Origin of the sequence: Paraburkholderia sp. 22099 (assembly GCF_052045835.1) — a bacterium.
Lineage (GTDB): Bacteria > Pseudomonadota > Gammaproteobacteria > Burkholderiales > Burkholderiaceae > Paraburkholderia > Paraburkholderia terricola.
The window spans coordinates 128,982-142,522 of sequence record NZ_JBQEPU010000013.1 but is presented as its reverse complement, the minus strand read 5'-3'; the positions used below and the strand labels follow the sequence as shown (position 1 = coordinate 142,522).

Below are 13,541 nucleotides of genomic sequence, written 5' to 3'. Positions count from 1 at the left end.
CCGCGCCGCGATATATCCGCAGCGCTCGTGCCAGTCCCAGAACAAGTCCATCGCAGCTCGAACGGTGGGTTTCAGGCAAGTCTTCGGGCATGAGAGTCACTGGGTGGACGCGTTGTCGAGAACGAAGCACTGGGTGTTGGGCGCAGTCATCGCCGCGCTGTGCTCGTTCGCCTATGCAAAAGCGCCGGGCATGCTGCACGGCGGCGGTGGCGGTGGGTACGCGTCGGGAGGCGCGGCACATGCGATGCGTGGTGATGCGCGCAACGACAACCGTTACTACGGCGCGCCCAACGCAAGGCCGGCCCGCAACGACACGGCTGACCGGAACATGCGCCTGCCGCGCGGCGGTGCGGACCTGGCTGGCGGCATTTACGCGAACGGCTTCGGCAACTACGATCCGCGCATGCGTCGGGTTGCAGGACCGTCGGGCCCCGCCTATCCGGGCGCGGGACGCGGCGGCATCCAGTACGCGGGCGCGATTAAGCCGGTGAGCGCCGAATCGCGCTCCGCGCAGCGGCCGCCGGGCAATGGGCCGGTTCGCAGCGGTTCGATTCGCGCCGACGTCGCCCGCTATAACGAAGAGCGCGGCTCGACGCGCGCCATGCCGCGCCAGTCGGACGATCCGCGTCAACAGGAAGGTTCGCCGTACCGGAACTAGCCGTCGCACGGTGACGCACCCGTCGCCGTTCTTGTTGCACGGGCAGGCAAACGCTCGCTCGCGGGTACCACAAGCGCTGTTCGCTTCCTTCTTCCTCTCCTTCGCTGCATTACTGCGGCGCTTGCCAGTTTTCCAGGCGGCCTTGGCATCGTCCGAAATGCCCCCGCCAATCTGACGTTTCGACGCCACACTTTTTTGAAAACGCTCGGCAGCGAACCGTCTCCCATCGTCAAATTTGGTGGTTTGCGCGGCGGCGCGTCATCCGCATGTCGTCTGAAGCGGTGTTACCCCGGCCCGGCGCAATGTCAGCGCTGTTTTTCGTCGCGCGGCGAGCTTTGCGGCGCTGCCGCGCGGGCGGCTGGAACACGCGCTTTATCAGGCCGATAAGCGACAAAACTAATCAGACCGATATACCCGCAATAACCAACGATATTTTTGTCCATAAAAATGGTCCGCAAAGATGGTCCCGCCCAGATTGGCTCGATCACCGAACGGACAACAACAATGGTTCGCGCGAGCTTCCCCTTTCGCACAGCCACCCCCTTTTGACAAAGACAGGAGAATCCATGAAAACAAGCATCAGCCGTGCGCTGAAGACCACTCTCAAGGCAACCGCGTGTGCCGCTCTGCTGGCCAGTGCATCGTCTGCTTTTGCGCAATCGAGCGTGCAGCTTTACGGTCAGGTCGACGAATGGGTCGGCGCGCAGAAGTTTCCGGGCGGCAAGACGTCGGTGCAGGTGTCCGGCGGCGGCATGTCCACGTCGTACTGGGGCTTGAAGGGGGCTGAGGATCTGGGCAACGGCTACAAGGCGATCTTCACGTTGGAAGACTTCTTCCGCGCGCAGAACGGCCAGTACGGCCGCTTCAGCGGCGACACGATGTTCTCGCGCAATGCGTATGTCGGTATCGAATCGCCGTACGGCACGGTCACCGCCGGCCGTCTGACCACTCAATTGTTCGTATCGACGATCCTGTTCAATCCGTTCATCGACTCGTATGTCTTCTCGCCGATGGTCTATCACGTCTACCTCGGACTCGGCACATTCCCGACCTACTCGACCGATCAAGGCGTGACGGGCGATTCGGGTTGGAACAACGCGGTGCAATACTCGTCGCCGAATTTCAACGGGCTCTCCGCGAGCGCGATGTACGCACTCGGCAACACGACGCAGAACGGCGCGAAAAAGTGGAGCGGCCAGGTGCTGTACTTCCACGGCCCGTTTGCGGCGACCGCGGTGTACCAGTACGTGAACTTCAACAACTCGCCGGGCGACCTGGGCAGCTTCGATTCGTCCGGCGTGCCGGGCCTGAAGGCGCAGGGCGTGGCGCAGCTCGGCCTGTCTTACGACCTCAAGTACGTGAAGCTTTTCGGTCAATACATGTACACGCACAACGATCAGACCTCGACGAGCTGGCACGTGAACACGGCGCAGGGCGGCGTCTCGGTGCCGGTGGGCCCGGGCACCGTGATGGCGTCGTACGCGTATTCGCGCGACGGCGGCGGCTTCGACCAGACCCGTCAGACGGCCGCGGTCGGCTACGACTATCCGCTGTCCAAGCGCACCGACATCTACGCGGCCTACCTGTACGACCACATCACCGGCCAGTCGAGCGGCAACACCTACGGCGTCGGCATGCGCGCCAAGTTCTGAGCGTGCCGCGCGGCGTCCGCTTCGCGGCAGTCGCCGCATGACGGCTAACCTGCCGCGGCAATATCCGCAAGGCCCGCTTTCTCCCGAAGGCGGGCTTTGTCGTTTCTGACGTCCGCGCGTAGCCGATCCGCTCACCGTCTGGTTGATAAACCCTGCAAAATGACGCTGATTAATTCCCTCAGCGAGCGATTGAGATGGACACCCTCGTCAGCATGAAAGTGTTCCGCCACGTGGTCGAGATCGGCAGCTTTGTCGGCGCGGCCGAGCGGATGGAGATGTCGGCGGCGATGGCGAGCAAGCACGTGATGCACCTCGAACAGCAACTCGGCGCGCGTCTTTTGAACCGCACGACGCGGCGCGTCGCGCCGACCGAGGCGGGCCGCGAATACTACGAGCGCCTCTCGCAGGTGCTCACCGAACTCGAGGAGGCCGAGCAGGCGGTCGGCGCGGCGAGCGTCGTGCCGCAGGGGCGCTTGCGGGTGTCGTCGCTGTCGGCGTTCGGCTTGAGCCACGTGATGGCCGCCGTGGCCGACTACGCCGCGCAGTATCCGCAAGTCACCGTCGACATGACCTTGTCCGACCGCGTGGTCGAACTGATCGACGAGGGCTTCGACGTCGCGATCCGGGCCTCGCCGGGCGGGCTGAAGTCGTCGTCGCTGATCGCCCGGCAGATCGCGACCGCTCACCTCGTGCTGTGCGCGTCGCCGGCCTATCTGCGCCGTCACGGCACGCCGAAAACCGTCGCCGATCTCGCTCGCCACAACTATCTGCACTATGCGGGCGTGTCGGCGCTCGAAATCGCGCCCGGCATGGGCGACGCCTCGCGCATGCGTCTGTCGGGCAACCTGATCGTCAATCATCTGGAAGCGCAACGCGTGATCGTGCTGCAAGGCGCGGGTATCGCGTTGCTCGGCACCGAGGTGATCGGCGACGATCTGGCCGCGGGGCGTCTCGTGCCGTTGCTGGTGGACGAGGTGCCGCCGCGCGAACTGCCGATTCATGTGGTGTATGCGAGCCGCCGGCATCTGTCGGCGAAGGTCCGTTCGTTTGTCGACTTCCTGGCGGAGCGGTTCGCGAACGAATCGCTGTGGCCGTCGCTGGAGCAGATCAAGGCGTTGGCCGCGCGTTAGGCGCGTGGCGGTGCGCCGCCGTTCGTCGGTGATGACGGACGGCGCCAAAGTTGCCTATCGGTGATGGTCGGGCTAACTGGCGCGCCGCACGCGGGGGGTAGGGGAAGCGGCCTGCCGCGTCAAACGCGTCAAACGCGTCAAACGCGTCAAACGCGTCAAACGCGTCAAACGCGTCAAACGCGTCAAACGCGTCAAACGCGCCAAACACGCCAAACACGCCAAACACGCCAAACACGCCAAACACGCCAAACACGCCAAACACGCCAAACACGCCAAACGCGCCAAACGCGCCAAACGCGCCAAACGCGCCAAACGCGCCAAACGCGCCAAACGCGCCAAACGCGCGCTAAACGCGCAAAAGACGCAAAAGACGCAAAAGACGCAAAAGACGCAAAAGACGCAAAAGACGCAAAAGACGCAAAAGACGCAAAAGACGCAAAACGTGGCAAAGGCGAAGGACGCCAGCCACGCCAAACCCCGCCTCGATCCCGCCCGGACGCCGCCCCTCGTTTAGCTATACTGGTTGCCAGCACCCATACGCGTAACGATCTGGGGGAGACATGACCGATCTGTCCACGCCGCAGCGCGCCGGTAGCCACAAGCTGCCAGCGGGCCGGCGTCTGCGTTTCGTCACGGCCGCCGCGCTATTCGACGGACACGACGCGTCGATCAACATCATGCGGCGCATCCTGCAGGCGAGCGGCGTCGAGGTGATTCACCTGGGCCACAACCGCTCCGTCGATGAAGTCGCCACCGCCGCGCTGCACGAAGACGCCGACGGCGTCGCCGTGTCCAGCTATCAAGGCGGGCATAACGAATACTTCCGCTATTTAGTCGAACTCTTGCGCGCGCGCGGCGGCGAGCGCATCAAGGTATTCGGCGGCGGCGGAGGCGTGATCGTCCCCGAGGAAATCGCCGAACTCGAACGCTACGGCGTGGAGAAAATCTATTCGCCGCATGACGGTCAGCGGCTCGGCTTGCAAGGGATGATCGACGACATGATCGCGCGTTGCCTGGAAGCCGCGCGTGCCGTCGAGGGCAGCCGGGAAAATGCGGTGGGTGCGTGGATCGCCGACCTGTCGGCGCGCAGGTTGCCGCGTTTGGAAGCGCGCGCCGATGCGCCCACCGACCATCAAAGCGGCGGCGGTCAGGATCCGCTCCACAACGCTCGCGAAGCCGGCGAAACAGCGCAAGCGGACCCCGTCCCGCACACCGTCGGCAAGGCGTCCGCCGACCATCAAAGCGGCGGCGGCCGCGATCCGCTCCACAACGCTCGCGAAGCCGGCGAAACGGCGCAAGCGGACCCGGTCCCGCACACCGTCGGCAAGGCCTCCACCGACCATCAAAGCGCCGGCGGTCACGATCCGCTCCATAACGCTCGCCAGGCCGGCGAAACGCCACAAGCGGACACCGCAAAGGCGCCCGCCGTCACGCCCACTGCGCCCGTCCTCGATGCACGCGATTCGGTATCGCCCACCTTCCGCCGACTCGCGCAACTGATCAGCGCGTTCGAAACGGGCGGCGTCGCGCCGGCCGAGCGCGAAAAACTGTCGGCGCTTGCGAAGGCGAGCGAGGTTCCCATCCTCGGCATCACCGGCACCGGCGGCGCGGGCAAATCCTCGCTCACCGACGAACTGGTTCGCCGCTTCCGGCTCGACTACGGCGACGCGCTCACCATCGCCGTACTCGCCATCGACCCGTCGCGCCGCAAATCCGGCGGCGCGCTGCTCGGCGACCGCATTCGCATGAACGCGATCGGCGACTGGGGCGGCGGCGCGCGCGTGTACATGCGCTCGATGGCGACGCGCGAAGCGTCGAGCGAAATCTCCGACTCCTTGCCCGACGCGCTCATGCTGTGCAAAGCGGCGGGCTTCGATCTGATCGTAGTGGAGACGTCCGGGATCGGCCAGGGCGATGCGGCGATCGTGCCGTTCGTCGACGAATCGCTGTATGTAATGACGCCCGAGTTCGGCGCGGCCAGCCAGTTGGAGAAAATCGACATGCTGGACTTCGCGGGCTTCGTCGCGATCAACAAGTTCGATCGCAAGGGCGCGCCGGACGCGTTGCGCGACGTCGCCAAGCAGGTGCAGCGCAATCGCGGCGACTTCGCGAAGTCGCCCGACGCGATGCCGGTGTTCGGCACAATCGCCTCGCGTTTCAACGACGATGGCGTGACCGCGCTGTATCAGCAAGTGGCAAGCGCGCTGCGCAAGCACGGCTTGCGCGCGGGCGGCGGCCGTCTGCCCACGCTCGATAACGTGCGCTTTTCGAGCGGCCGCAACGCCATCGTGCCGCCGGCCCGTGTGCGCTATCTCGCCGATGTCGCGCAGACGGTTCACGCTTACCGTGAGCGCGCCGACGCGCAAGCGCGCGTGGCGCGCGAGCGCTGGCAACTGGTCGAAGCGCGCCGCATGCTCGGTGAAGCAAATGCGGGTGAGGGTGCAAATGCGGGCGCACGTATCAGTGCGATCTCGACGTCAATGGCGAGCGTAGCGTCCTCCGCAGACCCAGCGCCCGAACAAGCGCCCGAACAAGCACCCGAACAAGCGCCCGAACAAGCGCCCGAACAAGCGCCCGAACAAGCCACCACCGCCGAAATCCCGCTCGACAGCTTGATCGCCCAGCGCACCGCCGCCCTCGGCGAACGCGAACGCCAACTACTCGAAAGCTGGCCGCACACCGTCGCCGCCTATTCCGGCGACGAACACGTCGTCCGCATCCGCGACCGCGAAATTCGCACTGCGCTCACCGTCACGACACTGTCCGGCTCCGAAGTCCGCAAGGTCGCGCTGCCGAAGTTCGTCGACCACGGGGAAATCCTGCGCTGGCTGATGCTCGACAACCTGCCCGGCTACTTTCCGTTTACCGCTGGCGTGTTCCCGTTCCGCCGCGAAAACGAAGACCCGACGCGCATGTTCGCCGGCGAGGGCGACCCGTTCCGCACCAACCGCCGCTTCAAGCTGCTCTCCGAGGGCATGCCGGCCAAGCGTCTTTCGACGGCCTTCGATTCCGTCACGCTCTACGGCGAAGAGCCGGACGAGCGGCCGGACATCTACGGCAAGGTCGGCAATTCGGGCGTGTCGGTGGCGACGCTCGACGACATGAAAGCGCTCTACGACGGCTTCGATCTGTGCGCGCCGGAAACCTCGGTCTCCATGACGATCAACGGCCCCGCGCCGACCATCCTCGCGATGTTCTTCAACGTCGCGATCGATCAGCAGATCGCGCGCATGGAACAACAGCACGGCCATCCGCTCACGCAAGACCAACTCGCCGCGGCGCGCCGAGCCGCGCTTGAAAACGTGCGCGGCACCGTGCAAGCCGACATCCTGAAGGAAGACCAAGGGCAGAACACCTGCATTTTCTCGACCGAGTTCAGCCTGAAAGTGATGGGCGACATTCAGGCGTATTTCGTCGAGCACGGCGTGCGCAATTTCTATTCGGTGTCCATCTCCGGCTATCACATCGCGGAGGCCGGCGCGAATCCGATTTCGCAACTCGCCTACACGCTCGCGAACGGCTTCACCTATGTCGAGGCCTATCTGGCGCGCGGCATGTCGATCGACGATTTCGCGCCGAACCTGTCGTTCTTCTTTTCAAACGGCATGGACCCGGAGTACACGGTGCTGGGCCGCGTCGCGCGACGCATCTGGGCCATCGCGATGCGCGAGCGTTACGGCGCCAACGAGCGCAGCCAGAAGCTCAAGTATCACGTGCAAACCTCGGGCCGCAGCCTGCATGCTCAGGAAATCGACTTCAACGATATTCGCACCACGCTGCAGGCGCTGATCGCGATCTACGACAACTGCAACTCGCTGCACACCAACGCATTCGACGAAGCGATCACGACGCCCACCGAGGACTCGGTGCGCCGCGCGGTGGCGATTCAGTTGATCATCAACCGTGAATGGGGTTTGGCGAAGAACCAGAACCCGAATCAGGGCAGCTTCGTGATCGAGGAGCTGACCGATCTGGTGGAAGAAGCGGTGTTGGCCGAATTCGATCGGCTCACCGAGCGCGGCGGCGTGCTCGGCGCGATGGAAACGGGTTATCAGCGCGGGCGCATTCAGGACGAGTCGATGCTGTACGAGCATCGCAAGCATGACGGCTCGTATCCGATCGTCGGCGTGAATACATTTTTGAGCGCGCATCCGCATGAAGCGCCGCAGCCGATCGTGCTGGCTCGCTCCACCGACGCGGAAAAACAAAGCCAGTTGAAACGTCTGCGCGACTTTCAGGCGCAGCATCGCGAGGGCGCGCCCGCGGCGCTCGAACGCCTGAAACGCGCGGTGATCGACGATGAAAACGTGTTCGCGGTGTTGATGGATGTCGTGCGCGTTTGCTCGCTGGGGCAAATCACGCACGCGTTGTTCGAAGTGGGCGGGCAGTATCGCCGCAATATGTGAGGCGGGTATGAGCCGCGGCTCGGCAGCAGACGTACGAGCCGCGGCGAACCGCCTTGAAGCGAAGCACTCGCCTCGCGTTCAGCGCGCAATCCCCAGCCGCGCCTTCGCATCGTCGTATTCCTTCGACAAGCGCCGCACCAGTTCCGCGACGCTCGGCACGTCATCCATCAAACCGACGCCCTGGCCCGCGCCCCAGATGTCTTTCCACGCCTTCGCCTTGTCGCCGCCGAAGTTCATCTTGGTCTTGTCCGATTCCGGCAGCGCGTCCGGGTCGAGCCCCGCGTTCACGATGCTTTCGCGGATGTAGTTGCCGTGCACGCCGGTGAACAGGTTCGTGTAGATGATGTCCGACGCCGTGGAATTGACGATGGCCTGCTTGTAGCTGTCCACGGCGTGCGCTTCTTTCGTGGCGATGAAACGCGTGCCCATGTACGCGAGGTCCGCGCCCATCGCCTGTGCGGCGAGAATCGAGCCGCCGTTGGCGATCGAGCCCGACAGCACGATCGGGCCGTCGAAGATGCGCCGCACTTCGCCCACCAGCGCGAACGGCGAGGTCGTGCCCGCATGGCCGCCGGCGCCCGACGCCACCAGGATCAGTCCGTCGACGCCCGCTTCCAGCGCCTTCTGCGCATGGCGCAGATTGATCACGTCGTGCAGCACGATGCCGCCGTAGCCATGCACCGCATCGACGATTTCACGCGCGGGCGCGCGCAGGCTAGTGATGAAGATCGGCACCTTATGTTCGACGCACACACGCACGTCGTGCTCGAGCCGCGTATTCGACTGATGAACGATCTGGTTGACGGCAATCGGCCCGATGAGCGCATCGGGATGGGCGGCCTTGTGCTCGGCGAGCTGCGCCTGAATCTGCGTGAGCCATGCGTCGAGCAATTCCGCGGGGCGTGCGTTCAGCGCCGGAAACGAACCGACGATGCCGGCCTTGCATTGAGCCAGCACCAGTTCGGGATAGCTGACGATGAACATCGGCGAGGCGACGACGGGCAGCGTAAGTTTTTGCAGGACGGCGGGCAATGCCATGATGCGAGTCTCCTGATTTGAGCGACCGGTGCGGCGTGCAGCGCCCGGCGTTAATGAGTTTAGCGGCACCTGGCTGACGGCGCTTCGAAGCTCGCGCATCTGTCCACTATGCCGCCGTCTATTAAAGAACGGTCGTTCGATTATAGGCGAAGCGCCTCGCTTGCGTTCGCGTGTTGGTTTGGAACGGTTGGAGGGAGTGTTCAGGTTCTATGCTTGCGTGGGCTAACCCACTCGGGGTGTACATATTGCGCTCCTACAATGCACAGACTTCCAAACGACACGAGACTCCGTTATGGCCTTCGAGAATTTCACGCCCTTTCGCGTCGCCACGGGCGATGTCGACATTTTCGGAGTGAAGGGCGGAGCGGGGCCGCCGCTTCTGTTGCTGCACGGTCATCCGCAATCGCATCTGATCTGGCGGCGCTGCGCCGCGCAACTGGCCGAACACTTCACCGTCATCGCCACTGATTTACGCGGCTACGGCGCGTCGGACAAACCGCCGAGCGACGCCGCCCACACGCCCTATTCGAAACGCGCGATGGCGGCCGACCAGGTCGCCGTGATGCGCCACTTCGGCTTCGAACGTTTTCTGGTGTGCGCGCACGACCGCGGCGCGCGCGTCGCGCATCGCATGGCGCTCGACCATGCCGACGCCGTCGAACGTCTGATGCTGCTCGACATCGCGCCGACGCTCGCGATGTACGAAGCCACCGACCGCGCGTTCGCCACGCATTACTTCCACTGGTTCTTCCTGATCCAGCCCGAGCCGCTGCCCGAGACGTTGATCGGCGCGAACCCGGCCGCGTATGTCGATTCGGTGATGGGCAGCCGTCATGCGGGGCTGGCCGCGTTCGAACCCGACGCGCTCGATGCCTATCGCTCCGCGCTCGCGCAACCCGGCGCGGTTCACGCGATGTGCGAGGACTACCGCGCGGCGGCGAGCATCGACCTCGAGCACGATCGCGCCGATATCGAACGGGGCCACAAGATCGGCTGTCCGCTGCGGGTGCTGTGGGGCGACAAGGGCGTGATCGAGAAGTGCTTCGACGCGCTGGCGGAATGGCGCCGTGTGGCGCGCGACGTGAGCGGCCGGTCGCTGTCTTGCGGGCATTACCTTCCCGAAGAGGCGTCTGAGCCACTGCTCGCGGAAATGCTGTCTTTCTTCGAAGCGGTCGAACAGTAAGCCGCTTCGTTCATGCGCGAGCGCGCGCTTCTTTATGACCCGCCGCGCCCGCCGCTCAACCGAGCGGCGGCAAGCGGCGCGCGACCGGCGTCGACTTGACGATCGCGGTGCTGGTTTCCGCCCGCTCGGTGACTTTCGACAGAATCTCATCCAACTGCTCGATCGAATGCAGATACAGGCGGCAGATAAAGCAGTCGTCGCCCGTCACCTTGTCGCATTCGACGAACTCCGGAATGCGCCGGATCACTTCCTCCACCAGATGCAACTGACCGGGCAGGGGCTTCACGCGCACGATCGCCTGCAACGTGAAGCCGAGCGCGCGCGGATCGATCTGCACCGTGAAGCGCTCGATCACGCCTTGCGCTTCGAGCCTGCGGATGCGCTCCGCCGTGCTCGGCGCCGACAGGCCGACCGCACGCGCCAGTTCGGCGACCGGCTGACGGGCGTCCTCGGCGAGCGCGGTGAGCAGCGCCCGGTCGGTTTCGTCGAGCGACGCGGGCACGGAGGGGGCAAGGCGTTTGATCATGATGGCCTTCGATTCTTAGGTTTAATCGCCGGAAGGCTTAAGTTTAGCCATGTATTGGCGTCATCGGATTAATTACACTGCCTGTCATGCAGGATTCAATTCGAGGATCGAATCATGGCTTCAAATGAAATTCGCCGCGGGGCCGCGGAGATGAGCATGGCCATGCTGATGTCGGGCACCATCGGCTGGCTGGTGGTGTCGTCGCAGCAGAGCTCGTTCAACGTGGTGTTCTTCCGCTGCATTTTCGGCGGCGCGACCTTGGCGCTGGTGTGCGCCGTATTGGGTCTCTTCAGGCGCAAGCTGTTTTCGTGGACGATGCTCGGCCTCGCCTTGCTCGGCGGCGCGGCGATCGTGCTGAACTGGGTGCTGCTGTTCGCGGCGTATTCGCGCGCGTCGATCTCGATGGCGACGGCCGTCTACAACACGCAGCCTTTCATGCTGGTCGCGCTTGGCGCGCTGATTTTTCGCGAGCGCATTAGCGCGTCGACGGTGGCATGGCTGGTGGTCGCGTTCATCGGCCTCGTGTTCGTCGTGAAAGTCGAGCCGGCGGTGTTGGCGGTGCCGGGGCAGTATCTGGTGGGCGTCGCCTATGCGGTGGGCGCGGCGGCGATGTACGCGGTGTCGTCGATCATCACGAAGCGGCTCAAGGGCACGCCGCCGCATCTGATCGCGCTGATTCAGGTGTCGCTCGGCGTGGTGATGCTCGCGCCATTCGTGCGTTTCGACGCGCTGCCGACCAATGGCGTGCAGTGGCTCGAATTGATTGTGCTCGGCGTGGTCAATACCGGCCTCATGTACGTGCTGCTTTACGGCGCGATCCAGAAGCTGCCGACTTCGATGACCGGCGCGCTGTCGTTCATCTATCCGGTGGTGGCGATCATCGTCGATCGAATCGCGTTCGGGCAGACGCTCGCATGGATTCAGATACTCGGCGCGGTGCTGATTCTGCTCGCGGCGGCCGGCGTCAATCTCGGCTGGCGAATCGTGCCGCAGAAGCGCTTGTCGTCGACGTGACGAGCCTCCGCTTGCTCGCGTTCCGTGCGGATGCTACGGATTCCGGAACGAGGCATTGTTCATATGGGCGGATCAATGCGCGAACGGATCGCGCGCAAAGCGAGCGGCCATGCGGGTTCGCGCGACACCACCTGTATGCCGGATTAAAACGCGGCGTCAAACTTCTGTAGGGAAATCACTGATGCGGTCGCAAATCCGGCGCGCGTATCATTCGTAACGACGCTGATCACGTCCGACAGAATTTCCGCCGCTCGCCATTCCCAATGGTCGAGCGGCTTTCTTTTTGTGGCGACGGTTTTTAGCCGCATGCCGCTTGGACCCCGCGCCAGCGCGCGAGCGTCAAGCCTGACGGGAGACGATGCGCGCGCCGTCCACCGCCAGCGGCCCATTTCGCGCCGCGAGTTCCTCGACGATCTCCCGCACCAGCGCCGGCCATTCGCCGCGCGGCTTGAGCATCGACGCGGCGGCGCGCATCGCGGCAGCTTCATCGAGCATTCGCAGCAGGACGTCGAAGCCCATCTCGCGGACTTCGAGCAGCTTGAACACGATCAGCACCTTCAACGCATTCCTCGCATTGCGCGCCGGATCGGCTCGCAACCATGCGACGCGCGAAAACGCCCGCTCCAATGCTTGCTCGACATTCGTGAAAGGCGCGCCGTGGCCGGGAATCACGAGGCGCACGTCCCGCTCCGCAATCGCTTCGAGCACCGCTTGTTCCTCGGCGAAACCGCTTTCACCTTCCAGCTCGGGGAAAATCACGCCGAAGCCGTTTTCCCACAGCGCGTCCGCGCTGATCAGGATGCGCTCGTCCGCGCAATACAGCATCAACGAATGCGGATCGTGGCCGGGCGCACCGAGCACCTGCCAATCGAGCGCGCCGAGCCGCAACCGCACGCCGGGCGCGATGGTCTCGGTGAAGCTGAAGCGCTCGCAAGCTTGCCCCGTCGCGCGAAACGTCAGACGCGTTTCGTCCCATGCGCGCACGGCGTCGGCTTCGGAGACGGGAATCGCGGTCCTGCACGGCCACGTTGCCTGCAAGAGCGCGTTACCGCCGCAGTGATCCGAATGCAGATGCGTGTTGACGATCAGATCGAGCGGCCGCGCGCCGAGCGTCTGCCGCACCAGGGCGAGCGTTTGCGGCGCATGTGTCGCATAGCCGGTATCGACGAGCGCGGCGCACGCATCGTCGATCAGCAGCACGTTGTTCGACGAGAGCCAGCCACGCTCGAATACCTTGATGGATGGCGGCAGCGCAATCACGATGCGTTCGCCGATGCTTCGGGCTTCGGCATCACCAGAACGGTGGACGTGCCGATCAACACAGTGTCGCCGCGCTGGTTCACCACCGCTCCATCGAGATGCGTCAGATCGCCGTTCAGGCTCGGCTTCCAGTAGGCGTCGCGCACGCGCCAGGTGATCGTGAGCGTGTCGTTCGCATGGACCGCCTTTTTAAGCTTGATGTCGAACTCGAGACCGAGCGGCTGCGCGTAGGTCGAAAAATGCGTCGCCAGCAGCGCCATGAAATAGGCGGTGGGCTGCGTGCCCGAAGCGATCAACCCGCCGAAGCGGCTTTGCGCGGCATAGGTGTCGTCGTGATGCAGCGGGTTCAAGTCGTTGACGAGCGTGGCGAACGATTTCACCGACTCCGCCGAAAGCGCGAGCGTCGAGCTGAACGTCTCGCCTATCGTGACGATGCGCGGCGGCGCGTTCATCGCGGCACCTTCGCTTGCATCGCCATGACCTGCGCGTGACGCGCCTCGATCGCGTCCCACACCGCGCGCTTCGCGTCGTTGTCGAACGAGGACCAGCCGGCGATCTCGTCGATGCTGCGCAGACACCCTTCGCACCAGCCGGTCGACGCGTCCATCTTGCAGACGTTGATGCAGGGCGACGGCACGGCAGCGCCGTCGTCGTGGCCGAGGCTTTCGGTCATG

Annotated in this window: 12 protein-coding genes; 6 read left to right on the top strand and 6 right to left on the bottom strand. The window is 64.4% G+C overall.

The annotated features are described in order from the left end of the window. Nucleotides 1–133: 133 nt before the first annotated feature. Nucleotides 134–658 (top strand): hypothetical protein, encoded by a 525-nt coding sequence (locus tag ACTJLC_RS14900; protein WP_244744665.1) that lies wholly within the window; start codon nucleotides 134–136, stop codon nucleotides 656–658. A gap of 305 nt (nucleotides 659–963) precedes the next feature. Here ACTJLC_RS14900 and ACTJLC_RS14895 read toward each other — a convergent pair whose 3' ends face one another. Then, complete coding sequence (locus tag ACTJLC_RS14895; RefSeq protein ID WP_440844389.1) at nucleotides 964–1,101, bottom strand: hypothetical protein; 138 nt, start codon at nucleotides 1,099–1,101, stop codon at nucleotides 964–966. A 123-nt stretch (nucleotides 1,102–1,224) separates the two neighbouring features. On the opposite strand from ACTJLC_RS14895, the gene ACTJLC_RS14890 reads away from it, so the two are divergent. The 3 genes from ACTJLC_RS14890 to ACTJLC_RS14880 all read left to right on the top strand — a co-directional run bounded on the left by ACTJLC_RS14890 (nucleotide 1,225) and on the right by ACTJLC_RS14880 (nucleotide 7,846). Continuing rightward, on the top strand, nucleotides 1,225–2,310 hold the full coding sequence (locus tag ACTJLC_RS14890; protein ID WP_073432223.1) for a porin: 1,086 nt from the start codon (nucleotides 1,225–1,227) through the stop codon (nucleotides 2,308–2,310). A 194-nt stretch (nucleotides 2,311–2,504) separates the two neighbouring features. Continuing rightward, nucleotides 2,505–3,440, top strand: a complete 936-nt coding sequence (locus ACTJLC_RS14885; protein ID WP_073432222.1) for a LysR family transcriptional regulator — start codon at nucleotides 2,505–2,507, stop codon at nucleotides 3,438–3,440. Between the two features lie 560 nt (nucleotides 3,441–4,000). Further along, the gene (locus ACTJLC_RS14880) at nucleotides 4,001–7,846 is read left to right on the top strand and encodes a methylmalonyl-CoA mutase family protein (protein ID WP_440844387.1); all 3,846 of its coding nucleotides are present in this window, start codon (nucleotides 4,001–4,003) and stop codon (nucleotides 7,844–7,846) included. Nucleotides 7,847–7,924: 78 nt separating this feature from the next. Here ACTJLC_RS14880 and ACTJLC_RS14875 read toward each other — a convergent pair whose 3' ends face one another. Continuing rightward, a complete protein-coding gene (locus ACTJLC_RS14875; protein WP_440844385.1) occupies nucleotides 7,925–8,884 on the bottom strand; it encodes an NAD(P)H-dependent flavin oxidoreductase in 960 nt (319 codons plus the stop codon). A 292-nt stretch (nucleotides 8,885–9,176) separates the two neighbouring features. Here ACTJLC_RS14875 and ACTJLC_RS14870 point away from each other — a divergent pair, with 292 nt between their 5' ends. Next, entirely contained in the window at nucleotides 9,177–10,067 is an 891-nt protein-coding gene (locus ACTJLC_RS14870) for an alpha/beta fold hydrolase (RefSeq protein ID WP_310119377.1), read from the top strand. Nucleotides 10,068–10,122: 55 nt separating this feature from the next. Here ACTJLC_RS14870 and ACTJLC_RS14865 read toward each other — a convergent pair whose 3' ends face one another. After that, nucleotides 10,123–10,593: an Lrp/AsnC family transcriptional regulator gene (locus ACTJLC_RS14865; RefSeq protein ID WP_440844383.1), complete on the bottom strand. Its 471-nt coding sequence runs from the start codon at nucleotides 10,591–10,593 to the stop codon at nucleotides 10,123–10,125. A gap of 114 nt (nucleotides 10,594–10,707) precedes the next feature. Between ACTJLC_RS14865 and ACTJLC_RS14860 the strand changes: the two genes are divergently transcribed. After that, a complete protein-coding gene (locus tag ACTJLC_RS14860; RefSeq protein ID WP_440844381.1) occupies nucleotides 10,708–11,607 on the top strand; it encodes a DMT family transporter in 900 nt (299 codons plus the stop codon). Between the two features lie 339 nt (nucleotides 11,608–11,946). Here ACTJLC_RS14860 and ACTJLC_RS14855 read toward each other — a convergent pair whose 3' ends face one another. Genes ACTJLC_RS14855 through ACTJLC_RS14845 form a run of 3 tightly spaced genes read right to left on the bottom strand, consistent with a single transcriptional unit; the run spans nucleotide 11,947 to nucleotide 13,540 of the window. Continuing rightward, entirely contained in the window at nucleotides 11,947–12,867 is a 921-nt protein-coding gene (locus tag ACTJLC_RS14855; RefSeq protein ID WP_440844379.1) for an MBL fold metallo-hydrolase, read from the bottom strand. Beyond that, entirely contained in the window at nucleotides 12,864–13,319 is a 456-nt protein-coding gene (locus ACTJLC_RS14850; protein ID WP_440844377.1) for a MaoC family dehydratase, read from the bottom strand. The genes ACTJLC_RS14855 and ACTJLC_RS14850 overlap by 4 nt, the downstream gene beginning before the upstream one ends. Continuing rightward, the gene (locus ACTJLC_RS14845) at nucleotides 13,316–13,540 is read right to left on the bottom strand and encodes a DUF1289 domain-containing protein (RefSeq protein WP_083084823.1); all 225 of its coding nucleotides are present in this window, start codon (nucleotides 13,538–13,540) and stop codon (nucleotides 13,316–13,318) included. Before ACTJLC_RS14845 ends, ACTJLC_RS14850 begins: the two co-directional genes overlap by 4 nt. Between the last annotated feature and the right edge of the window lies 1 nt (nucleotide 13,541).